Below are 24,417 nucleotides of genomic sequence, written 5' to 3' on the forward strand. Positions count from 1 at the left end.
CAACTATTACAGGCTTTCAGTGACAGCTTAAAAAACAATGATCAAATTACTCTTTAGAACTGGTAAGTCATTGAGACACGGATATCTCGACCAGCCTCATAGAGGCCTGCAACCCCTTCCCAACCCTTGATTTTGTTATAATCACCAACACTTGAATGATCACGATACTGCTCATTAAACAGGTTTTGTACCGCGAGGTTTACCGTCAAGCTTTCACTACTTAGCGGAACCCATTGAACATAGATATCATGGACCTGATAACCTGGCTTATCGATAGTTTGAGTCTGCTCTATCCAACCTATCTCTACGCCACGTTGAAGAACCTCGATATCATTGAGATCACTGACGTAACTAAAGTTCCATCCCATCTCAAGATTATCAGAAAGCGCATAGTTAACATTTAAACCTAAGGTATCACCACGAGCATTAGCCAAACCAATATGCTCATAGCCCTCGACAGTATTTCCGTTTAGCTCAGCATCATTATTACTGTAGCTGGCTTGTACACGCCAATCCTCATACCAGTAAACAGCTTTTAGCTCGAAACCTTTGGTTTCTAACTGACCAATATTCTCAAAATAGACGTCACGGCCTAGTTGATCATAGATAACATCATCGATATCAGATTGATACACTGAAGCGGTCACCTGCCAATGCTCGTCATGGTAGTTCAAACCAATTTCGGTGTTATCCACCTTTTCAGCATCGAGATCAGGATCGATTGATATCCAATCTGGCGCTTGCGCTAAGGTAAAGGCATCACCGACCTCTTTGCCCCGCATCGCTTGAGCATACCCTAAGGTCAACCTCCAGTTCGGATGGAAGTCATAATTCAGGCCTATATTCGGGCTAACACCATCGCTGTCGGTCTGATTATCATAAGTTACCTGCTCAACATCATATTGATCGTAGCGCACACCAAAGCTGAGTAAGAGTTCATTATTGATCTGCCAGTGATCCTGCAGATACATACCTTTAACTTCCCCCTCCTCTTGGAACTTACCGATATTAGGATCCCAAGCCCACTTCTGCCATACGCTGGCATCGGCAAGATACTCACTGCTGACCTTGTCTTTACGATACTCAATACCATAGGTCAGGGTGTGATCACCCAATAGGCTGATATTACAAATATCAAAGCCATAGGTTTTCATCTCTGCACCATAGAGCCCCCAACGATCGAAGCGATTCTGCTCCACCGAGGATTGAGTATGGAACAAGCTTGTTTCAAGATTAATTAAGTCATTAGCAGAAAAAAGATGATTTAACACAAAGGTCTCACGCTCACCCTCCATAGGAAATAACGTGTCTCCCTCTAAGGTTGGCCAGTTAGGTCTTGCTCCAAACTCCCCCTCCTCATTACGCTTCTCATAACTGAGACTCAAAGTCTGCTTATCGGTCAATTCACCATTAACCTTAACGTAGCCTAAACTCTGCTCAGCCGAGGTGCCGTAGAGTTCGTTGCCATCACCATCTTCCATATTGTCACGGTCAATATAAATGTAAGATCCTAATACTCCCCAGCTATCCGAAAGCCTTCCATAAAAGGTACCACTGGTTTTATAACCGTCATTACTGAAGTAACCCGCTTTAATCGTTCCACCAAACTGCTCATCAGAACTAAGCAGGTCATCGACTCCTTTGGTTTTAAAGCGGATCGCTCCACCAATAGCACCTGCGCCACTGGTTGCCTCCCCAGCACCCGCCTGCACTTCGACCTCTTTTAACAGCTCAGGATCGATAGCCACGCGACCAATATGGTGAAATAGTGTGCCAGTTTGCGGCGCGCCGTCGACGGTAACATTGAATAAGGTGTCTTCTAGACCACGAATATAGACCTTCTGTGCGACCCCTAAAGAGCCTCCCACAGAGACTGAAGGTACAAATCTAAAAATATCCGCAAGATCATTGGCTTGATACTTCTCAAGCTCATCGGGGGTGATCTCAGTGTTGGTCGTCTGGCCGACAACAGCAATCGACTCAATCACCTTGCTCTCGTTAACTGCTGACTCTTCTGCGTACACATTACTCGCCGCCAGTGCCAGCGAGATAGCTAATGTGAGAGGCTTTACTCCTCTCCCCGAGTGAAACGATGTCATAACGCGCCTATGTAAATGATAAAATGTAAACAAGAATTATTATCATTTAAAGCGGTAATGACAGTGATTTTACAATTGTTACATTTACCAAGTCATCAATGACCCATTAAAGCGAGTTGTAAGAGTGATATTCATGGTATTAAACTTTGGGGATTTTAATGGTCATACATAGGCCAGAGCCTTCTCCTTCTCCCCTGTTTTGAGCAGTAACACTTGAGCGAATTGCGGCTAACTGCCTCTGAGCTAAGGCTAAACCTAAACCGAAACTGCTTCCCTCTGCTCCACGAGAACTGTCTAAACGAAAGAAAGGTTTGAAAATGGCACTTAAAAATTGATCTGGCACACCTGGTCCTTGGTCGAGAATATCGATTTGAAAAACATCACCCAGATCAGTCAAGATAACGTGTACTACTTTACCACTGGGTGTGTAACGTAAAGCATTACGTAAAATGTTTTCCAGAGCCTGCCCAGCAGCTCTGTGGCTTGAGTTTTCAACCAAGGCACTGTCGGGAAGCTGAGTGACCATCTCCCTATCGGGAAATTCAAACTTGGCATCATCAATCAGGACGTCCAAAAGGTCGATCAGCTCTAGAGACTCCTGTTGTAACTCCGGCTGCTCATTCTCAAGCCAGGCAAGGGTTAAGGTATCTTCCACTAGCTTGCGAATATGACTAGACTCTCTGTCGATCCGTTCAATATTTTCATCCTCTCCCCTCTCTTTTACCGCTCCTAACGCGATATCTAATCGCGTTAATGGGGTACGAAGCTCATGGGAGAGATCGGCAATTAGCTGACGTTGGCTAATTATCTGCTCACCAATTCGGACAGCCATCTGATCGAAAGCTCCGGCTAAGTCGGAGAACTCATCATTTCGCTCCCCCATTAAGGCTTTCGCCCGCACATCAAACTTTCCCTTGCTGAAGCGACGAGTGGCCAACTGTAGTTGCAGCAAGGGTTTCATAATGTGTCGGTAAAGAATAAAAGAGAGCAGAGCTAATAGAATAGTAGGTAAGATAATTTGAAAGGTAAGCTCTGTATGACGCCAGTAAACGCCCGGTCTCATTCTCTCTGGCAGCCGAATTAAGAAGCTCACCTGTTGATCGGTAAAAGGCACTTCCATAGTAGGGTTAGCAGCAAAGTAGAGATGTACTTTCCACTCCACATTACGGCCTAAATTGTAGCCCTGACTGAATTTATCTCCTAGATCGCCACCAGCTAAGTGTTTTACATCATAGCTTGCAACCGCAGCCCAAGTATTCTCCTCTCGTTGCAAATTAGCTAACCACAAGGCCAGCTTTTTCTCGTCACCAGCTAAGTAGAGGGCTTGTGCCTCTTTTCCCCATGCGGTCAAGGTTTGTCTGTCCTCAACAGCCAACAAGCTCATCCCCTCCTCAGTGCGGGAGGTCAACAAACCAATCACATAGAAGAGTGCAACGACTCCAGTAGCAATAATCAAGCAAAGCTTCCAAAACAGTTTACGGCTCATACCAAGCAATACCCTTTACCGTGGCATGTTTGCAGTCGCTCTCCCTGCCAGTCGGCATCATTAAGCTTACGTCTCACTCGACTCAAGTGCATATCTAAGCTTCTGTCATAAGCTCCAATATTTCGATTCAACACCTTCTGGTAAAGGTAGGCTTTACTGAGCACTTCACCTCTGTGTAGCAGCAGCTCCCACAGTAACTTAAATTGGATCGGGGTAAATTCTAGCACCTGCTCACAGACCATGACTGTCTGCTCACGGTAGTTGATCTGTAAACTATCCAGTATCAGCTCATGGGATATCAATTCGTTCTTTAAAGTATGGCTACGACGCAATAATGCTTCGATACGTAATAGCAACTCAGTACTACTGAAAGGTTTTGCCACGTAGTCATCAGCACCTTGACTAAACCCTTGAATTCTTTCCTCTTCGGCGCCTTTAGCTGTCACCATGATCACTGGAGTTTGGCAAGACTTACGCAACATTTTAAGCAGTGAGAAACCATCACGGCCCGGTAACATCACATCGAGTAGGATAAGCTGGTACAGCTTAGATGATGCTTGCAGTAACCCATCCTCACCGTCAAAACTTTGATTAACAAGATAGCCTTTGGCTCGCAGTAGTTCAGCTAATTGGGCATTGAGAAGCTTGTCATCCTCAATCACCAAAATTTTAATCGGGTCCATGGTACTCATCATTGCAAGGTCAGAGAAGAATATGGCCACACAGTGTAATCATTTGAAACATAGACGCAACATTAGCCAAAGGCATTTACAAATCAAATATCGCAGAAATTATTGGATGGTAAATAGGTGAACACACAGGCGTATTGATAGAGATAGATACTTCACTGAAAATGGTTTCACAGTATCTAAAATCGACTCGAAAAAACGTCCTCTTAAAAATACACAACAACTAGGTTAAATAACTGCTTTACACCCATTTTGGACACAGAGATATAGATAGGTTATCTTATCTAAAATGTGAATTTAAGGTTACAAACCTTACAAGAACAACTGTCATCGAAGGGAACACGATGCATGTAACAGACTACAAGCATTGGCTAGCACACCTTATCTTAACTGGCTTTATGCTGTTAGTAAGTGGCTGCTCCTTCAATAATTTTGGCATAGCTAGTGAGTCTCACATAGCACTTTATCAGCATGCTAAAATTGTCACCAATCAAGCCTCTGGATTACATATCTATACAGAGCCGATGTTAGGTATTCAGCTTGGACATATAGAGCAGCGACTCGTCTACCCTTTGCTCAGCACAGAGCACTCTGTATGCATCGACCAAATCCTCGATAACACCTCAAAGATTGATGAGCCAGAGAAAGTACAGAAGTATGCTAATACACCAGTGATTGTCAGTAGCCAAAAGGCAGGACTAGGTTTTTCAGCCTCTCCTTACCATATTCGTGTAGACCTAGGATCCTCCTCGCGCAAAACACTCAGGGTTGACCAAAAAGACTCAATATCTATTTACTACTTAAATGCAGCACAGAAACGAGATGAAGATATCTGCGCTGTGCTCAAAATAAAACCAACTGATAGGGATATTAATGATGAATAAACAGATGTTATGCCCACTACTCGTTATGTTTTTAGGTGGTTGCCAAGCCAACCACCTAGTCTATGTGCAGGAAACCTCCTTTGGGTTAACCATAGCTGCCAGCACTGAAGGAAGTAACAAGATGTCATTGGGTTACGATAGGGATATCTACGCCATCGTACCTAAGAAAACAGATGAAACAGATGCCATGTCACTATTTTCAGTGAACAAGGTAAAAGTAAAAGGACTGGATGATATGGAAGTTTCAGAGTTTGTTGCAAGTGGAGATGCCGCAGAGGAATTAGCTAAAAGTGCAAACTCTATCGATAAACTACGCGAAAAAGTATATGGAGATGTAAAATAATGAGAACTATCACCTTAGCACTCATCCCATTCTTGGCATTAACGCACTTATCAGGCTGCAGCAATGCGGTTACCTACCACCACTCAGAGCGAAACAGCATCGCCCTTGAAACTCGCGCGACAGACCCTCAACAGCCAGTTCAAGGCACCATCGGGATTAAAACCCGCACTATAGTGGTCACTCCTAAAGTTGATAAAACAAATGGTAATGCAACCAATGTAGTGAGTGACTTTGAGCTGAAACGAAAATCAAGTGGACACTGGTATGGAACCACAGAGATAAACAGTGCATTTATGACAGGCAAAGCAGCTAAAGATGCCAGCACTCGAAGTATACTTGCCGTTAAAGGAGGTTTAGGCAGTGGCCATTTAGGGCCGTTAAATACCCATAAAAAAATGATATTGCAAAATATGTACGACACCCTAGTTGATCTAACAGAAGACAAAGGTGCTGTTAAACTTCAAACACAATTAGATAACCTGCATAAATTACTCCCCGATGTAAGCAAAATGACCTTCTATCATCTCACGAATAGCAAAAAAAATTTAACAGATGTCAAAGGTAACCAAGTCAACAGTATATCGGCAGATTTCAATGGTGTGATGAACTATCTAGAATTAGTCGACACCAGCTTATTAGCCCTCAATTATATGCTGAATAACAGAGCAGTAACTTACAAAAGCAAAGATATTGATGGGACGCAATTAAACAGCTTAAAGCAAGCCAAAGAGCTAAAAAACAAGGAGAGAGAAGCCTTCAATACAACCATAGGTAATAGCCCATCAATTGATAACACTATTACCTTTATTACAGACATTCTATAGGGGTTAAGCAATGAATGTTAATGAGATAACCCGCCAAGAGTGGGAAGAGAGTTCAACGCTCTCCCCCACACAGGAAAATATAAAGTTCTTTCGATTAGAAGATTGGGAAACCCTTGAAATAGAGACAGAAATAGAAAACATTAAAGACTATGCAAAAGCCTTGCAGCGCGTTGCACAAAAAATAAAAAGCCATGGCTACGGTATTATTGAAGCTAAACGAAATGATAAAGATGATGCTTGGCTATGTAAATGCATAACGCCATAGTGCTGAATAAGTAGGAGAGCAACTAGCTCCAAATACTTTAGCCCTCCATAAACCCCTTAAAGCGGATAAGCCCAAGATCTTGGGCTTATCTCAGCCAGTATATAAATATAATCTATCGATAAATATATTTAATCTGATGATAAAAATAACTCAGCTCACGTACACTTGATATCACAGCCAAAGTGGTTATGTTAAATAAAATAACTACAAGTTTTGAGATGATGAGATGACAGAGATACGGGACGCTGGAATTTGGAAGTCAGCAAAGGGCAAAGGGCGTGCAACACCTAAGGGACGCCAACTTTCAGAGGGGGCGTTCAATGAAGTTCAACAACTTATAAAAGATATGCCGCTCAGGCGTGATCTACTGATTGAATACCTTCACAGAGTTCAGGACACATTTGGTCACCTTAGCGCTCCACACATTAAAGCCCTTGCAGATCACCTTAATATTGGCGAGGCTGAGGTCTATGAAGTTGCCAGTTTCTACGCCCACTTCGATCTAATAAAAGAGGGACAAACACCTCCCCCCGCAACGACGCTTCGCGTGTGTAACAGCCTCTCCTGTACAATGGCCGGAGCTGATGAGTTAGCCGATGAGTTAAATAAGACCCTAGACAACCAAGAGGTTCGCGTATTGCGCGCTCCCTGTATGGGCCGCTGCAATACCGCGCCCACCGTAGCCCTTGGCCGTAACCATATCGATCACGCCACACCCGCTAAACTTCAACAAGCGATATCGTCAAACGCCTTTACTGCCCCAATCCCTTGCTATCAATCCCTGACTGATTACCTCGCAGGGGGCGGATATCAGTTCTACGAGCAGATGAAAGCCAGTACTTTAGACCCCATTGAGGTCGAGGATAAGGTGTTCTCAGCTGGCCTCAGGGGCATGGGCGGTGCAGGATTCCCCTCGGGGAAAAAGTGGAGTTTTGTGCGCGCCGAATCAGGCCCAAGATACATGGCCGTTAACGGTGATGAGGGGGAACCCGGTACTTTTAAAGATAGGTATTATCTGGAAACTCAGCCTCACCTTTTTATGGAGGGGATGCTGATCGCCGCACAAGCCGTTGAAGCTGAGCATATCTACCTCTATCTTCGTGATGAGTACCCAGCAGCGCTTACCATACTCAAACGTGAAATAGCCGAACTGGAATCAGCCAATATCGTCCCTATTGGCTATATCGAACTTCGCCGAGGTGCAGGTGCCTATATCTGCGGTGAAGAGAGTGCCATGATTGAGTCCATCGAAGGCAAACGCGGACTGCCGCGACATCGTCCACCGTTTGTGGCTCAAAAGGGAATTTTTAACCAGCCCACCTTAGTTCATAATATAGAGACTCTCTACTGGGTCGCACGGATCTGCCGCGAAGGTGGCGAGATACTGACCTCTGTCAGCAAAAATGGCCGCACAGGACTGCGCAGTTATTCGGTGTCAGGCAGAGTCATTAATCCCGGCGTCTATCTTCTACCTGCAGGCTCGACCATTACCGATCTCATTGAGGCAGCTGGCGGCATGATCCAAGGTCATCGGCTGAAAGCTTATCAACCTGGTGGCCCCTCCTCCGGCATTTTGCCCGCCAGTTTAGCCGATGTGCCACTGGACTTTGATACCCTACAACCCCATGGTTCACTCATAGGCTCTGCCGCAGTTTTGGTATTATCGGATAAAGACAGCATCCGCGACGCCGCCCTTAATATGATGGAGTTTTTCGATCATGAAAATTGTGGTCAATGTACGCCTTGTCGCGTTGGCTGTGAAAAAGCGGTCAAGTTAATGCGTGAAGATAAATGGGATACCAGCTTATTGTCAGAGCTTAGCAGTGTCATGGAGGACGCCTCTATTTGCGGCTTAGGCCAAGCAGCACCAAACCCCATTCGTCTTACCATCAAACATTTTCCCGATGAGGTGTAACACCATGGATATTAAACTGCACACCATCGCCTTTACCTTAGATGATGTTGAGGTCACAGCAAGCCCCGATGAAACACTATGGCAAGTCGCCAAACGCCAGGGAAATAAGCTACCTCACCTCTGCTTTACTGACAGTTCAGGTTATCGACCCGACGGTAACTGCCGAGCCTGCATGGTTGAGATAGAGGGAGAGCGGGTTCTTGCCGCCTCCTGTCTGCGCAAACCTACTCAAGGCATGGTGGTGCATAGTCAAAGTTCTCGAGCAACACGCTCTCGAAAAATGGTGATGGAGTTATTGTTAACCGATCAACCAAAGCAGATCAGTGACAGTGGCTCCCATCTTTCCCAAATGGCACAGTTACAAGATATTGATGCCAGTCGATTTCCAAAAATAGAGCCAAAGCGAGTCCCCCTAACCGACGACAGTCATGTCGCCATGAGTGTTAATCTTGATGCGTGCATCCAGTGTAATTTGTGCGTACGAGCATGTCGGGAGGTGCAGGTTAACGATGTTATCGGCATGGCCAATCGAGGCCGAGATAGCGCCATCATCTTCGATCAAAGTGATGAGATGGCAGAGTCTAGCTGCGTCGCCTGTGGTGAGTGTGTGCAGGTATGTCCAACCGATGCCCTAATGCCAGCATCTATTGCTAACAATACCAACATGACCTGTGAGCAATCAATCGATAAAGCGGTCTCATCTGTATGTCCATTTTGTGGTGTTGGGTGTCAGATATCTTTGAAGGTAAAAGATAATAAGGTTCAGTATGTCGACGGATTAGATGGTCCAGCGAATGAATCTCGTCTCTGTGTTAAAGGACGCTTTGGTTACGATTATATCCACCATGCTCACCGACTAACTAAGCCGCTTATCAGACTCAAAGATGCCCCCAAGGGGTTAAATGTTGACCCTGCTAATCCTCTTACTCACTTTAGAGAAGCCAGTTGGCAAGAGGCGATAGAGGTCGCCGCCAAGGGGCTGTCAACACTTAAAAAAAATCATGGCGGTGAGAGTGTGGCGGGATTTGGCTCAGCCAAGTGCACCAATGAAGAAGCTTACCTATTCCAGAAATTAATTCGCCAAGGTTTTGGCCATAACAATGTCGATCACTGCACTCGTTTGTGTCATGCCTCTTCTGTAGCGGCCCTGATTGAAAATATTGGCTCAGGGGCCGTGACCGCCTCATTCAACGAGATAGAGCACGCTGATGTTGCTATCGTAATAGGGTGTAACCCCACAGAAAATCACCCAGTCGCAGCCACTTATTTTAAACAGTTTGTGCGCCGAGGCGGCAAGTTAATCGTGATGGATCCTCGCGGCACAGCCATGAAGCGTTTCGCCACGCATATGCTGCAGTTTAGACCCGGCACCGATGTAGCTCTACTTAACGCCATCATGCATATCATTGTGGATGAGGGGCTGCAAAACCAAGCCTATATCGATGAGCACACGGAAAACTGGCAAGCTCAGAAAGATCACCTTGTTGGCTTCTCGCCCGAAAAGATGGCACCTTTGTGCGGCATAGATGCACAGACACTTCGTCAGGTAGCACGCACCTTCGCTAAAGGCAAAGCGGGCATGATCTTCTGGGGCATGGGGGTCAGTCAACATATTCACGGTACCGATAACTCTCGCTGCCTCATCTCACTCGCCCTCATGTGTGGCCATGTGGGTCGTAGCGGCAGTGGCTTGCATCCTCTCAGGGGGCAAAACAATGTCCAAGGCGCATCAGATGCTGGCCTTATTCCCATGTTTCTCCCTGACTATCAAACTGTGAAAGATAACAATATCCGCGCACACTTTGATGAGATCTGGCAAGAGGAGAGTGACGCGATAGCGGTATCAGCAACCCCAGGTCTCACAGTGGTGGAGATTATCGATGCCATCCATAAGGATATGATCCGCGGCATGTACATTCTCGGTGAAAACCCTGCGATGTCAGACCCCGATGTTAGCCATGCGCGTAATGCATTAGCTAAACTGGAGCACTTAATCGTTCAGGATATCTTCTTAACCGAAACCGCCAGTTTCGCAGATGTTATCTTCCCTGCCGCTGCCTTTGCCGAAAAAGATGGCACTGTGACCAATACCAATCGTCAGGTGCAGATGGGGAGAAAAGCGCTGGATGCGCCGGGAGAAGCCAAGCAAGATTGGGCGATACTGATTGAGCTTGCCAACGCCCTAGGGCTTAACTGGCAATATCCTTCACCCCGCGAGATCTTCAATGAGATGAAGCTGGGCATGAGTTCATTAGACAATATTAGTTGGGAAAGGCTATCGAGTGAAAACGCAGTCACTTACCCCTGTAATGGTGAAAACCAACCCGGTGAAGCCATTGTATTTGGTGATGGTTTTCCCCGCCAGAGTGGCCGAGCAAAGTTTACCCCGGCCAGTGTTATTGCCCCCGACGAACTGCCGGATAAGGAGTACCCTTTGATTATGACCACAGGTCGTCAATTGGAGCATTGGCATACGGGCAGTATGACACGTCGCTCCAAAGTCTTAGATGCAGTAGAGCCTGAGGCCAACTGCTCACTTCATCCCAAGACATTAAGGCGCTTAGGAATCTCGCCAGGTGGAATGATCCGCTTACTCTCTCGCCGCGGTGAGATAGAGCTGCTCGCCCGCGCAGATAGAGCTGTTGCCGAAGATATGGTATTTGTCCCCTTCGCTTATGTGGAAGCGGCGGCAAATTTACTGACCAACCCAGCACTGGATCCCGTAGGAAAAATTCCAGAGTTTAAGTTTGCAGCCGTACGTGGAGAAGCGGTTAATTAGTTTTCTCGGACTCTCGTTTAACGAGAATAAAGGTTAGGTACATTTTTGTAGGAAGAGAGAGCGCCATACCAAAAGCCACACAAACGGCGCTAATGATGATCCCTTTAACCCCCATAGCTTCGATGGCCTCATTGAAGTTATGGAAATAGATCCCAAGTAGGATTAAGCAGATACCAACTGCGATACAACACTTTAGGATCAAAATTAGCTTGTTATCAGTCATCATAAGCGCCTCAATCATCAGTATCGTATTTGACTAATATAATGAGACCTAATCGGAAATGCTACCTTGATTGAGATCAAGGCTATAGCCACAAAAAAGCGAACCATAAGGTTCGCTTTTTTGCTCTAGTACAGTCGATTATTCTGCGGCGCTCTTTGCTCGTGCGCTATGCAGTTTCTTGTAGCTTTCAATCAGTCTCAGATGTGGCTCAATTCCCTCTAAGGCCATACTGGTCTTGGTCAAGCCATAAAAACGAACATCACCATTAACCGAGCCAACCACATTTTGCATCACATCGATACCAAACATACGGTTAAAGTTATTGATGAAGTGCTCAAGCTCAAGAGTTTCATCTAAGGTCACTTCCAATACAGCATTCACCGCTTGATAGAACAGACCACGCTCAACCGTATTATCGTTAAACTGCAGGAAGTCACCAACTAACTCTATCGCTTCCTCGTGAGCACCAAGTGCTAGATAGATAAGAATTTTAAGCTCGATAATGGTGAGCTGCCCCCAAACGGTATTCTCATCGAACACGATACCTATCATGGTACGAATATCGGTGTAGTTATCCTGCTGACTCTCCTCTAAACGATTGACCAGATCCACCAGCTCATCATCAGACAGGGAATGTAGATTTAAGATATCTTCACGGTATTCAAGCGACTTATTGGTGTTATCCCAAATCAGATCATCGACTGGGTAGACCTCTGAAAAATCAGGCACTAGCATACGGCACGCCGACGCACCTAAGTCGTTAAACTCAGCGGTGTATACCTCTTTACCTAAGTCAGCAAGAATACCAAACAGGCTATCAGCTTCCTCTTGGTTAGTGCCTGAGAAATCCCACTCGCAGAACTCAAACTCAGCATTACTGCTAAAGAAGCGCCATGAGATCACGCCGGTTGAATCGATAAAGTGCTCAACAAAGTTTTCAGGCTCAGTCACGGCCATGCTGTTAAAAGTAGGCTTAGGTACATCATTTAGCCCTTCGAAGCTTCGGCCTTGCAGCAACTCAGTTAAGCTGCGCTCTAGTGCGACCTCAAGACTTGGATGAGCACCAAATGAGGCAAATACACCGCCAGTCTTTGGATTCATTAAGGTCACACACATCACAGGAAACTGACCACCTAGTGAGGCATCTTTAACGACAATAGGGAAGCCTTGCTCCTCTAGTCCCTTAATTCCAGCCAAGATACTTGGGTACTTCTCTAACACTGTTTGTGGCACGTCCGGCAAGACTATCTCTTGCTCGATGATCTGGCGCTTAACGGCGCGCTCAAAGATCTCAGACAGACACTGAACTTGTGCTTCCTGCAGGTTATTACCCGCGCTCATGCCATTACTTAAAAACAGGTTCTCTATTAGGTTTGATGGGAAGTACACTGTCTCACCATCTGAGTGACGCGTATAGGGAATGGTACAGATCCCACGGTCGATATTGCCCGAGTTGGTATCAATCAGGTTAGAGCCTGCAAGCTCGCCATCTGGGTTATAAATCTCTAAACAATATTCATCTAACATACCCGCAGGAAGTGAATCATCGTCAGTTAACTCAAACCACTTCTCATTTGGGTAATGAACAAATTCGCTATTGGCAATCTCTTCACCAAAGAACTGATCATTATAGAAAAAGTTGCAGTTAAGACGCTCGATAAACTCACCTAACGCAGAGCAAAGTGCGCTCTCTTTGGTCGCCCCTTTACCATTGGTAAAACACATAGGCGATGCAGCATCACGAATATGCAGTGACCATACGTTGGGTACGATATTACGCCATGAGGAGATCTCTATCTTCATTCCAAGATCCGCCAAGATGCCGGTCATATTGGAGATGGTCTGCTCAAGTGGCAAATCTTTACCTAAGATATAGGTGTTCGCGTCGCTATCACCTTGTCCCATGAGCATCGCATTGGCATCGGCATCTAAATTTTCAACAGTCTCAATCTTAAATTCAGGGCCTGTTTGCACCACTTTCTTAACGGTACAACGCTCAATGGAACGCAAAATCCCCTGGCGATCTTTCTCTGAGATATCCTCAGGTAACTCAACCTGAATTTGGAAAATCTGGTTATAGCGATCTTCAGGATCGACAATATTATTCTGTGACAATCTAATGTTTTCAGTCGGAATATCACGCGCCTTGCAGTACACCTTTATAAAATAGGCGGCACACAAGGCAGACGATGCTAAGAAATAATCGAAAGGACTCGGCGCCGAGCCGTCACCCTTGTAGCGAATAGGCTGATCTGCTGTGACAGTAAAGTCATCGAACTTAGCTTCCAATCTCAGATTGTCGAGAAAATTAACTTTGATTTCCATTGAATAGATTTCCACTTATATAGCGAGTGTCACTCAGCCCTGAGTCTTACGTGACCCTAGCGCAAATGAACTTAATTGTGGGGAATTATCGGTGTTTTTGACTCATTAGTCTTGGGTTAATTACATATGCTGACTACAAAGACCGATAAATTCAAAAAACAAGCCTGAATATCTCAGTTAAAAAGCTTACAGGCAGGTGAAAGTAGCGAATCTAGATGACCAAATTAAGTCGCCAGCAAAAAGCCATGCCGCACAAAAAAGTAAACCTTTATATGAATTGGCACGTATAGATAATAGCGATTACTCATCTGCGGGCTCACCTTGTCATTATATCGAATCATCTCATGCCTTAATGGCTTCATTACCAATAAGGTTATATCAGAAAAGCAATACAGGATTGCTTTCTCAGCGTTAGCTGTTCGAAAGAGAATTGAAGAGGAAGGTAGATGAGTCTATTAGGAAGTCAACCAACACAAAAACTTAGACTTATTCTCGGTGATCAACTTAACGCCGAGCACTCTTGGTATAAAGATAAGTCTCCCAACACCTTATATTTGATTGCGGAGCTATATCAAGAAACAAACTACACCCGGCATCATATCCAAAAAGTGTCAGCCTTTTTTGCAGCAATGGCAGCCTTTGCTAATGCACTTGAGCAAGCAGGGCATAGTGTATTGCACCTTACATTAGATGAAACAGCCCAATATCAAGACTTACCTACACTATTAAACGAGCTTATTGATCGTCACCAAATTGAAGAGTTTGAATACCAGCTCCCCGATGAATATCGCTTAAGACAGCAGCTATCTCTGTTTTCTCGCTCTATAGATATAAGTGTTAAAACCTATGAAAGTGAACATTTCTATTTGTCTGATGCTGAATTAGTTGATTACTTTAAAGTGGGTAAAAAGCACCGTTTAGAACCGTTTTATCGAAAATTGAGAGCCAGATTTAACTTGTTAATGGAGCAAGGAAGCCCTCTTGGTGGGAAATGGAATTTTGATGCCGATAATCGACAAAAAATCAAAGTGACAGACTTTTACGATGTGCCAACTCCCCTATTATTCGCTAATGATGTCAGCACTATTTTACAACGAGTTGAGCGCCATAACGTTGCGACAATAGGGGTTGTCCAAGCTAACTTACTCTGGCCAATTACGCGTCATCAAGCTAATAAACTCCTTGAACATTTTTGCCGATATTGCTTAGTCAGATTTGGGCAGTTTCAAGATGCGATGACAGCTAAACTAGATCTTAAGTTAGGTGCATTAAGCGAAGACAGGCAGTGGACCTTATATCACTCACGATTATCATTTGCGCTCAACGCCAAGCTGCTCAGTCCTAAACATGTTATTGATACAGCCATTACCGCTTATCAGGCAGCAAAAGGAGAGATAACTTTAGCGCAAATAGAGGGTTTTGTAAGACAAATACTAGGCTGGCGAGAGTTCGTTAGAGGCGTGTATTGGGCAAACATGCCCGAGTATGCAGAACTTAATAGATTGTCAGCGACGCGCGCGCTCCCCACTTGGTTTTGGAGTGGCGACACTAAAATGAACTGTTTACATCATGCCATTAAGCAATCGCTAGAGTATTCCTACGCTCACCACATCCAACGCTTAATGGTGACAGGCAATTTTTGTTTAATTTCAGGTGTAGCTCCTGACCAAGTTGATGATTGGTACTTAGGGGTTTATATCGATGCTATTGAGTGGGTCGAGATGCCAAATACCCGAGGAATGAGCCAATTTGCCGATGGTGGAATAGTAGGTTCTAAAGCCTATGCTGCCAGTGGAAACTATATCAATAAAATGAGTGATTACTGCACAAACTGTCACTATCAGGTAAAACAAAGTCACACTAACAAGGCCTGTCCTCTCAACGCTTTGTACTGGCGGTTTATGGCTCAACACTTCGATGATTTTAGTACCAATCCGCGAACTAAAATGGTTTATGCCAATTGGTTAAAAAAGCCCGTAGAGGATAGAGAGTTAATATTATCCCATGCAGAAAATCTACTCTGCCATATCGAAGAGCTATAAACATCTAGCTATATTTCTTAAGGAGATAATGATTAATGATGAAACATTTAACAACAATCGACATTGCTCAAATGCAGCAACGAAATCGAGCAAGATTAATCAATAGTCTATCAGGCTTCAAAAGCGCAAATCTGGTTGGCAGCCAAGATGCTCATGGCTGCAGTAACTTATCTATGGTCAGTTCAGTATTTCATCTTGGTGCTAACCCTGCACTAATGGGGATGATTATTCGACCTGATGGCGTTCCACGAGATACGCTAAGTAATATCAAGCAAACTAAAAGCTACACCATTAACCATGTCACATCTGAAATTTACCGCAAAGCTCATCAAACATCAGCTCGTTATGATGCCAATGTGTCTGAGTTTACTGAGGTTGGGTTAACAGAGGAATATGTTGAAGGGATCATTGCCCCTTTTGTAATGGAAAGTAAGCTTAAATTCTCACTTGAAGTCCGTGAAATGACTCAATTGATGATTAACAACACCACCCTAGTGATAGGTGAAATAAAGCACGTTATTGTTGATGCCTTGGGAATTAAATCAGATGGGTATATCGATATTGAAGCACTTGATACCATTACCGTATCTGGTCTCGATAGTTATCACCAGACAAAGCGTTTAACGCGTTTAAGTTACGCTAAACCAAACAAACACCTTGAAAAACTACCACTAAGTGGCGGCGAAGACGCCTAGTGTCTTCGCCAATTTAAATATTGTTTAAGGCTGATTTACAACACCAATAACAACGAAAGTAATAAAGTCATGCCAGCAGGAATCGCATCAGTCCATTTATCAAATTTAAAATGAAAGAAAAGCGCACCTAAAGAGGTCAATCCAAGAAGCCATGCCCCCAAAAATTGATATTCATGAAGAGAAGTCATCAAGAATAAGATTAATAGCAAGGCTCCTGTTAATTCAATCAAGCCAACAATAAACATCATGGCTCTATTTAGTCCATATTTTAAGAAAAAACTTAACTGAGTCTCAAAAATTAACTTTTGCCAACCAAGTAGCTTTATTGAGCTAGCAAATATAAAAAAAATAGCGAGTAACGTAGCAATAACTTGGCTCATGGTTCTTCTCCTGTATTTAATAAGCAGATTAAAACATTCTAAAAACAAACGATAAATGCTATTTTTTACCTAACATAAATTCCAAAATGGAATGCATATGGATAAGTATGAATCTATGCAGCTATTTATTCACACATCTCGGTCAGGAAGTTTTACGGCTGCAGCTGATGAGCTGAATCTGACACAAAGTGCTGTTAGCAAAAAAATAGCTTGGTTAGAAAAAAAATTAGGCTTTACGCTTTTTCACCGAAACAGTCGCAAAATCCAATTAACAACCCAAGGGAAAAACTACTTAAGTTATTGCAAGCAGGCACTCGATGAAATGACCTATATAGAGTCTCAGTTGAAAGGCGAGCTAAACGCAGTAATAGGTGAACTTAGGCTGTCAGTGCCAAGTGCGATGGCGACTCAAATTCTAGCGAAACCAATCAGTGACTTCATGGCTATCCACCCACAGCTAACAGTTAATATCTCTGTCAACGATCGTCAAGTTGATTTAATCGAAAGTAAGGTAGATATTGCGATCCGAGTTGCAACCCTCCCAGACTCAGGCTACAAAGCTCGGTTTCTTTTCAATAACCAAAGCATCATGTTTGCCTCTCCAAGTTACCTAAAAGATAAAGGAACCCCTAAAACTGCTGAGGAGTTAACCACACATCAATGCCTTGTCTACTCTCTAAAGGCACCATCGAATATATGGTCACTAACCGATAGTAATAACACTACAGTCAAAGTTAAGGTAAAGGAAAGGGTTAAAAGTGATAGCGCCGAAATGCTTTTAAAGATGTCCCTTATGGGACACGGCATATCAGCCCTACCCAACTGGATGGTAAAACAACACATAGATAATGGGAGACTCACGGCAATATTGGTTGATTACCAATCAATGAGCTTACCCATGTACGCCGTATTTAAAGCCGATGGCTACCAGCCATACAGAATTCAGGCATTTGTAAACTTTTTGGCCGAATACTTCCAAGATAATATCGATTAACAATCAAGGTTTGGTCGGTTTTAGGGATCCGTCAATGAGCAATAACAGCGCAACCCGAGGCTCCCCTAGCTTTAGTGACAAGCTATAGCGATGACTTTGTTCACACTTAGCCAAACCTAACAGAGATAACCGTAAACGGTGCTCACTTTATTCAAGAAGACTTCCCACAGGAAATAGGTCTAGCAACTTCAGAGTGGCTAAAAGATCTGAATATCCGTTAATACTACCAAGCATCACTGTTTAGTCGTGCGGTTCTGGCTTCTGCTAAGGTGCAATCTGTAATGTGTATTAACTCAGCCAAAGTAATATTGGAGTTAGCAGCTATCAAACGCGCAAGCTTTACCTCTAAAGGCTCCAACTTATCACTATGGCTGAGCAGTCCAGTATCAACCTTCTTAATAAGAAAGTTAAAACGACCATCTCCCTGATTTTTCAACTCAGTAGAGAAGGATTGGATCTTGATAGCTTCGCCAATCACTTCCCAGTTGCGTGAACGACGCACACGCTTGAGATCACAATCAAATTGATTCGCGATAGCTTGAGCCTGTTTAACCGCTTCACGGCCAATTCGATGAATAAGCGAGGGTAGTGAAATGGTGATATTTGGTTTCATAGTTATAGTTTTATTGAATTTAAATACTGGCTAGGAGTTAGCTTTTCAGTCTAACTGAGCAAAACCCAAGTGATAAACTACTACAACAGCCTGAATAATTAAGACTGAAGCAGAGCAGCAAAAGTGCTACAATACCACAGCAGTATAAACCAGCATCTTCTCCATTATTTAATGACAAGACTTAAAGCCTTTGCGGCTCACAATATTTTATTGAACGTACCTTGGTAACAACACCTATCAAAGACCTAGTTGTATCCAAAATATACTCATTCAATTAATGTGAGGCTTTATGTCTATATCTATTTTTATGACCCTTTTTATGGTGTCATTACTCGGTGCTATGTCACCAGGCCAGTCGGTCATTATGGTTGCAAGAAATACCCTTGCTGGTGGTAGAGCGCAAGGTATCATTACAGCTTGTGCCCACTCTATCGGAGTTGGACTCTATGCTGGACTCTCTTTAGCAGGACTTGCCCTAGTATTAAAAAACTCCCCTTTGTTTTATAACACCATCACTTACCTAGGTGCTGCATATCTGGCTTGGCTAGGTATTTGTTCTTTACGATCAAAAGGTGGAATAACCGATAAACTAAATAGCGGCAAACAAATGAGCCTTTATCAAGCTGCAAGGAGTGGCTTTGTTATCTCTATACTTAACCCTAAAATCATCATTTTCTATCTCGCATTGTTTAGTCAATTCGTGGAAAACGCAGATAGTATGGTTAATCGAATAATTATTGTCACAACACCGACGGTTCTTGATGCAGTCTGGTACATATTTATCGCCTGCATGTTATCAAAACCAACAACATTGATAAGACTAAGGCAGCACGCTCAAACAATCGATAAGGTATCAGGCATGCTACTGCTCCTCTTAGCTGGGCGCATCCTAATCAGCTAACAATCTAGAGGGTACCACTTAGCGAAGTCGAAATTGTGTCGGCTTCGCACTACTAATGTAACGCTCTATTCACTGAGCTAAATTCACTAATCAAATTTCACTCGCTTCAAACAGTAAACCCAACAAGCCCACACAACAAACCGATGACAACGCTGTCAATTATTGATAACATCCGCTGTATTACTAAGCGATAAACAGTGTATTAAAACCCCTGTTCACCTAGAGAGCACTGTCGTTTCAATCTATTGATAAGGCTCCAGCAATATCAAAATAAGCAGAGCAAGGATATTAAGATGACGAAACCAATCACACAGGTGATCATTGTCGGTGGTGGCACAGCCGGATGGATGTCGGCAGCAAGCTTAGGCAGATACGCACAGGGGAAGAATCTAACGATAACTGTGATTGAGTCATCTCAACTTCCCACTGTTGGTGTAGGTGAAGCAACAATACCTAATATCGTAGAGTTCAATCACAGTATTGGTTTGAATGAGATAGAGTTTATCAAGGCGACGCAAGCCTCCTTCAAACTGGGCATAAAGTTTGAAAACTGGAGCCAGACTTCCCCCAGCTTTTTTCACCCTTTCTCTGATTATGGTTTACCAATCAACAAGGTTGATTTCCATCAATACGTCAACCGCTTAGCTATAGAAAACTATAAACTAGAAGGGCATAAGCTAGAAGGTCATAATTTTAAGCTAGAAGATTATAGCTTCTCAAGCGTACTTGCTCAGCAGGGTAACTTTGCTCAACCTCACCCCAACCCCCCCTCTCCTCTTGCAGACTACTCCTATGCTTACCATTTTGACGCTGGGCTCTACGCCGAGCTGTTAAAATCACACTCCTTAAAGATGGGTGTCGAGCATGTAGATGCAACCATTGATCAAGTGAACCTGCATAAAAATGGGTTTATCGAGTCAGTGTCACTGCATGATGGTCGGGTGCTCGAAGCCGATCTCTTTATTGATTGCTCAGGTTTTAAAGCACTACTTATCGAGCAGGCGATGAAGACAGGTTTTGATGATTGGAGCGAATGGTTACTGTGTGATACCGCCTTAGCCGTGCAAACTAAATCAACAAGCTCCCCCAACCCCTACACTCGCTCGATAGCCCACAATAGTGGTTGGCAGTGGCATATTCCGCTGCAGCATCGTACGGGAAATGGCTACATTTTTAGCAGCCAATTTGAAAATAAAGCCTCAGCGGAGCAGAACTTACTCACCAGTCTCACTGGCGAACCCATCTCTCAAATTAGGCAGTTTTCATTCACTCCGGGGAGAAGAAAGCAGATCTGGAATAAAAACTGCTTTGCGGTAGGGCTTTCCAGCGGTTTTCTTGAGCCAATTGAATCGACCAGTATTTCGCTGATACAGAGTGCAATAGCTAAGCTATTGAGCTTTTTCCCTGATACTAGCTTCAATGAACATGATATCAATGAAGTAAACAGATTACATAACAGTGAATTGGAACATGTAAGAGACTTTATTATCCTGCACTACAAGCTAGCAAGTGGAATAGACTCCCCATTTTGGCAATACTGCCAAGAGATGAGAGTGCCTGAGACCCTGTCTCATAAGATTGACGTCTACCGTAGCCAAGGACATATCATCCTACGTGAAAATGAGTCCTTCGAAGCGGCCAGCTGGCTGACCATGTATCACGCATTTGGTGTATTACCTAACCGCTACGACCCAAGAGTAGATGCCATCCCTTTAGAGACTGTTAAGCAAAACCTAGCACAGATGAAGCACTCAATAATCAATGCTGCGAGCCAGTCTGTTAGCCATCAAACCTTTATTGATAGACACTGCAAAGCAGTGTCTCAATAGACAAGTTTAAATTTTAGGAGCTGGGCAATAGGTGCGTAAAAACTCATCATGGCTTGGCTGAGTAGCTGCGCTGGTTTGGATTGCCGTTTTGCCACTATGTAAACTTTGCTTCAATTTGTGGTAATCAATGGCATCCAATGTCGGATTATAGCCAACGGGCTCAACCCCCATACCATCAAAAACTGCATACCAACTCGTGGGCTGGAATAGCTCTTCAGTCCCAGGAATAAGCCCCCCATGAACCTTAAACAGATCAAGCTTGGCTTTTAATTTCACAGGGAGCTCCATCTGCTGACACCAGCGCCAAAAAGGAGTGTCATCCCTTTGTGTCGTGCAGTAGTGCAACACCAAAAAGTCTCTGATCTCCTCATAATCTTGACGTACTCTGCGGTTAAACTCATCACTTAATTGAGTATCACATTCAGCGGTTGGAAACAGACGCACAAATAGCGCCAAAGACTTAGAAACAAGATGAATCGCAGTGGACTCCAAAGGTTCAAGAAACCCTTGCGCTAGACCTAATGCTAAACAATTTTGATTCCACGCTTTATGGCGAACTCCTGTGGTAAAGGGGATAACTCTAGGCTCAGTAAGCGGCTGCCCCTCTATCGAACTAAGCAGAGTCTCTATCGCTTCCTCATCACTGCAATATTTATCACAAAATACATAACCATTTCCGGTTCTGTGTTGCAGTGGAATTCGCCACGTCCACCCCGCTGCTCTGGCTGTCGCTATGGTGTAAGGGGTGGTATCACCCATATTCTCAGTTTGAACCGTTACAGCTCTATTGCAGGGAAGAAATTCAGACCAATCTTCATAGCCAGTTTCTAACGCCTCCTCGATCAGCAAGCCCTTAAAACCACTACAGTCGATAAAGAAATCTCCAGCGATCTCAACGCCGCTTTGTAGCGTCACACTCTTGATTAAGCCTTTATCACTTCTGGACACAGATTCGACTAAGCCTTCTGTACGCTTTACTCCTGATTTTTCTGCAAATTTTCGTAAATACTTCCCAGCCAGAACCGCATCTAAATGCAGAGCAAATGTCGTAGAAGCCAGCGGAGTTCCTTGAGCTTCAAAGGGCAGGAAAAAACGCCCTTGCTGGGCAAGTACTGCCTCGGGAGAGTGAGCCATTAATGGGGTATCATCACCCTCTGCTTTTGATTTTAGCCAGCACTGGAAAAAGTCATGGCCATCGATTGAGCGGCCAAGCGTACCAAAAGGGTGAAAATACCCCTCACCGATAGTGTGCCAATCATCGAACTGTATTCCTAGCTTAAAACTCGCTTGAGTGTGTTTAATAAAGTCGACCAGATCGATCCCTAAGCTCTCTAAAATCGTCAGCAAAGGGGGAATGGTCGCCTCTCCTACTCCAATAACACCGATATCATCAGACTCGACTAACTCAATCTCAACCTCTGAGTGACGAAAAATATTTCCTAGTGTCGCTGCCGCAATCCAACCCGCTGTTCCGCCACCAACAATGACAAATTTTTTAATAGATTCTGGGGTCATCTGTTATTTATCCTCAATCTTGTATCTAAAACCAGTTACGCCTCATCTGCTGCAACTTGAGCGAGAAACTCAGCATGTGTCGGCGCCAACTCAACGGCGTTATCGATGCTGCTCTTCATAAAGTTCAGATGTTTTTTCAGATAACCCAGCTCCATATTCAGAGCTTTAGGACTAAAATTATCCGGCCTAAAATCAAAACCGTCATAGATCGCAAGCCAACTATCTTTACCAAAGATCTCCCAAGGGTAAGATTTGATACTACCGTCGCGGCTAAAGGCCTGCATTTTCGATGCAAGCTCCTCTGGAATAGCCATCTGCTGGCAGTAACGCCACATTGCAGAATCTGTTCGATGAGTGAGCTTGTAATGTAAAATGATAAAATCTCTTACCCGCTCATATTCAAGCGCTGTCACTTGATTAAAACGATCCCTTACCTGCTCGGTATAACTTGCATCTTTTACTGATAGCAGAATTTTCTCTATAGCAGTTTCTACCAAAGCGATACTCGTGCTCTCTAACGGCTCTAAGAAGCCTGAGGATAACCCCACAGCAATACAGTTTTTATTCCACGCTTTCTCGGCTCGGCCTGGGGTAAAACTAAACATTCTTGGCGTGTGCAGCATCTCGCCATCAAGCTGCTCCACCAGTGTAGAGGTTGCCTCATCATCTGAGATAAACTGACTCGAATAGACATGACCATTACCCGTTCTATGCTGCAGTGGGATCTTCCAAGTCCAGCCGGACTCTTGTGCTTGAGAGATTGTACGTACAATAGGATTTTCTCGCGCCTGAGTTTGCACTGCCACTGCGCGATCGCAAACAAGATAGTCACTCCAGTCTTGATAACCTGTTTTCAATGCCTCTTGTAACAGCAGCGACTTAAACCCAGAACAGTCGACAAATAGATCGCCTTCAACCAGCTCACCACTGTCAAGTGTCACACTGGCAATATTGCCTGTACTTTGCGCGACATTAACCTTCTCAACCACATTATCTTTAAGCATCACACCGTGGGCAAGTGAAAACTCTTTCATCAAGTTAGCAAACAGGGCTGCATCGAAATGAAGCGCCCAATCAAAGATATCTAACTGACTCGATGGAGTAATTGACGGCAGTACAAACTTATTATTAAGGGCAAGGGATGCCCCTAGGGAAAACTCGGAAAGTAATTCAGCCTCACCGGCTAGCCGAGCTCGGTTCCAATAGTGATGAAAATCAACCTCTTTTGTCCCCTGACCAAACAGCCCAAACGGATGAATAAAGCGGCTGCCTTTTTGCTTCCAATCCTTAAACTCAATGCCTAGTTTACAAGTGGCATTGGTCGCCTTTATCACATCAAAATCACTAAAGCCTAGCTTGCTGTAGAAACGCCTTAAGGTTGGGATTGTCGCTTCGCCTACACCAATAGTACCTATTGTAGAGGACTCAATTAAGGTTAACTTAACGGGTTTATCCTTAAAGAAATGACTCAATGCAGCCGCAGTCATCCACCCAGATGTGCCGCCTCCAACGATAACAATTGACCTTATCACCTGTTTTGAATTTTCCATCATTAGTACCACGCTGATGTGTTGTTATTATTTTATAAAGTATCTGTAAAAATCAGTATGTCATTC

20 protein-coding genes are annotated in these 24,417 nt (G+C 44.1%); 11 read left to right on the top strand and 9 right to left on the bottom strand.

Annotated features, from left to right (window positions below; all coding sequences use genetic code 11):
* Nucleotides 1–53: 53 nt before the first annotated feature.
* The 3 genes from SWOO_RS20120 to SWOO_RS20130 form a co-directional block, all read right to left on the bottom strand.
* Nucleotides 54–2,099, bottom strand: a complete 2,046-nt coding sequence (locus SWOO_RS20120) for a TonB-dependent receptor (protein WP_012326506.1) — start codon at nt 2,097–2,099, stop codon at nt 54–56.
* 139 nt (nt 2,100–2,238) lie between these two features.
* Nucleotides 2,239–3,585, bottom strand: coding sequence for a sensor histidine kinase (locus SWOO_RS20125; protein ID WP_012326507.1), 1,347 nt, complete (start codon nt 3,583–3,585; stop codon nt 2,239–2,241).
* Complete coding sequence (locus tag SWOO_RS20130) at nt 3,582–4,268, bottom strand: response regulator transcription factor (RefSeq protein WP_041417809.1); 687 nt, start codon at nt 4,266–4,268, stop codon at nt 3,582–3,584. The genes SWOO_RS20125 and SWOO_RS20130 overlap by 4 nt, the downstream gene beginning before the upstream one ends.
* Before the next feature lie 350 nt (nt 4,269–4,618).
* On the opposite strand from SWOO_RS20130, the gene SWOO_RS20135 reads away from it, so the two are divergent.
* The 6 genes from SWOO_RS20135 (at nt 4,619) to fdhF (ending at nt 11,284) form a co-directional block, all read left to right on the top strand.
* Nucleotides 4,619–5,158 (top strand): hypothetical protein, encoded by a 540-nt coding sequence (locus SWOO_RS20135; RefSeq protein WP_012326509.1) that lies wholly within the window; start codon nt 4,619–4,621, stop codon nt 5,156–5,158.
* A complete protein-coding gene (locus SWOO_RS20140; RefSeq protein WP_041417810.1) occupies nt 5,148–5,501 on the top strand; it encodes a hypothetical protein in 354 nt (117 codons plus the stop codon). Before SWOO_RS20135 ends, SWOO_RS20140 begins: the two co-directional genes overlap by 11 nt.
* The gene (locus SWOO_RS20145) at nt 5,501–6,325 is read left to right on the top strand and encodes a hypothetical protein (protein WP_012326511.1); all 825 of its coding nucleotides are present in this window, start codon (nt 5,501–5,503) and stop codon (nt 6,323–6,325) included. The genes SWOO_RS20140 and SWOO_RS20145 overlap by 1 nt, the downstream gene beginning before the upstream one ends.
* Before the next feature lie 10 nt (nt 6,326–6,335).
* Nucleotides 6,336–6,590 carry a hypothetical protein gene (locus tag SWOO_RS20150; RefSeq protein WP_012326512.1) on the top strand — a complete coding sequence of 85 codons (255 nt, stop codon included), beginning with the start codon at nt 6,336–6,338 and terminating at the stop codon, nt 6,588–6,590.
* Between the two features lie 226 nt (nt 6,591–6,816).
* Nucleotides 6,817–8,505 (top strand): NAD(P)H-dependent oxidoreductase subunit E, encoded by a 1,689-nt coding sequence (locus tag SWOO_RS20155; protein ID WP_012326513.1) that lies wholly within the window; start codon nt 6,817–6,819, stop codon nt 8,503–8,505.
* Between the two features lie 4 nt (nt 8,506–8,509).
* On the top strand, nt 8,510–11,284 hold the full coding sequence (gene fdhF / locus SWOO_RS20160) for a formate dehydrogenase subunit alpha (RefSeq protein ID WP_012326514.1): 2,775 nt from the start codon (nt 8,510–8,512) through the stop codon (nt 11,282–11,284).
* Here the strand turns inward: fdhF and SWOO_RS20165 are convergent.
* Complete coding sequence (locus tag SWOO_RS20165; protein ID WP_041418303.1) at nt 11,277–11,507, bottom strand: hypothetical protein; 231 nt, start codon at nt 11,505–11,507, stop codon at nt 11,277–11,279. The genes fdhF and SWOO_RS20165 overlap by 8 nt on opposite strands.
* 138 nt (nt 11,508–11,645) lie before the next feature.
* On the bottom strand, nt 11,646–13,832 hold the full coding sequence (locus tag SWOO_RS20170; protein WP_012326516.1) for an OsmC domain/YcaO domain-containing protein: 2,187 nt from the start codon (nt 13,830–13,832) through the stop codon (nt 11,646–11,648).
* Nucleotides 13,833–14,278: 446 nt separating this feature from the next.
* Here SWOO_RS20170 and SWOO_RS20175 point away from each other — a divergent pair, with 446 nt between their 5' ends.
* Both SWOO_RS20175 and SWOO_RS20180 read left to right on the top strand, forming a co-directional pair.
* Complete coding sequence (locus SWOO_RS20175) at nt 14,279–15,874, top strand: cryptochrome/photolyase family protein (protein WP_012326517.1); 1,596 nt, start codon at nt 14,279–14,281, stop codon at nt 15,872–15,874.
* A 35-nt stretch (nt 15,875–15,909) separates the two neighbouring features.
* Complete coding sequence (locus SWOO_RS20180; RefSeq protein WP_012326518.1) at nt 15,910–16,569, top strand: flavin reductase family protein; 660 nt, start codon at nt 15,910–15,912, stop codon at nt 16,567–16,569.
* Between the two features lie 35 nt (nt 16,570–16,604).
* Here SWOO_RS20180 and SWOO_RS20185 read toward each other — a convergent pair whose 3' ends face one another.
* A complete protein-coding gene (locus SWOO_RS20185; protein ID WP_012326519.1) occupies nt 16,605–16,949 on the bottom strand; it encodes a DoxX family protein in 345 nt (114 codons plus the stop codon).
* A gap of 97 nt (nt 16,950–17,046) precedes the next feature.
* Between SWOO_RS20185 and SWOO_RS20190 the strand changes: the two genes are divergently transcribed.
* On the top strand, nt 17,047–17,943 hold the full coding sequence (locus tag SWOO_RS20190) for a LysR family transcriptional regulator (RefSeq protein ID WP_012326520.1): 897 nt from the start codon (nt 17,047–17,049) through the stop codon (nt 17,941–17,943).
* 223 nt (nt 17,944–18,166) lie between these two features.
* Here SWOO_RS20190 and SWOO_RS20195 read toward each other — a convergent pair whose 3' ends face one another.
* Nucleotides 18,167–18,556 carry a ribosome recycling factor family protein gene (locus tag SWOO_RS20195; RefSeq protein ID WP_012326521.1) on the bottom strand — a complete coding sequence of 130 codons (390 nt, stop codon included), beginning with the start codon at nt 18,554–18,556 and terminating at the stop codon, nt 18,167–18,169.
* Nucleotides 18,557–18,845: 289 nt separating this feature from the next.
* On the opposite strand from SWOO_RS20195, the gene SWOO_RS20200 reads away from it, so the two are divergent.
* Together SWOO_RS20200 and SWOO_RS20205 are read left to right on the top strand one after the other, a co-directional pair.
* Nucleotides 18,846–19,457: a LysE family translocator gene (locus SWOO_RS20200; RefSeq protein WP_012326522.1), complete on the top strand. Its 612-nt coding sequence runs from the start codon at nt 18,846–18,848 to the stop codon at nt 19,455–19,457.
* Nucleotides 19,458–19,750: 293 nt separating this feature from the next.
* On the top strand, nt 19,751–21,286 hold the full coding sequence (locus SWOO_RS20205) for a tryptophan halogenase family protein (RefSeq protein ID WP_012326523.1): 1,536 nt from the start codon (nt 19,751–19,753) through the stop codon (nt 21,284–21,286).
* Between the two features lie 6 nt (nt 21,287–21,292).
* Here SWOO_RS20205 and SWOO_RS20210 read toward each other — a convergent pair whose 3' ends face one another.
* A complete protein-coding gene (locus SWOO_RS20210) occupies nt 21,293–22,801 on the bottom strand; it encodes a tryptophan halogenase family protein (RefSeq protein WP_012326524.1) in 1,509 nt (502 codons plus the stop codon).
* Nucleotides 22,802–22,836: 35 nt separating this feature from the next.
* Nucleotides 22,837–24,354, bottom strand: a complete 1,518-nt coding sequence (locus SWOO_RS20215; RefSeq protein WP_012326525.1) for a tryptophan halogenase family protein — start codon at nt 24,352–24,354, stop codon at nt 22,837–22,839.
* Nucleotides 24,355–24,417 lie beyond the last annotated feature (63 nt).

Origin of the sequence: Shewanella woodyi ATCC 51908, assembly GCF_000019525.1 — a bacterium.
In the GTDB taxonomy this organism is placed as follows: Bacteria; Pseudomonadota; Gammaproteobacteria; order Enterobacterales; family Shewanellaceae; genus Shewanella; species Shewanella woodyi.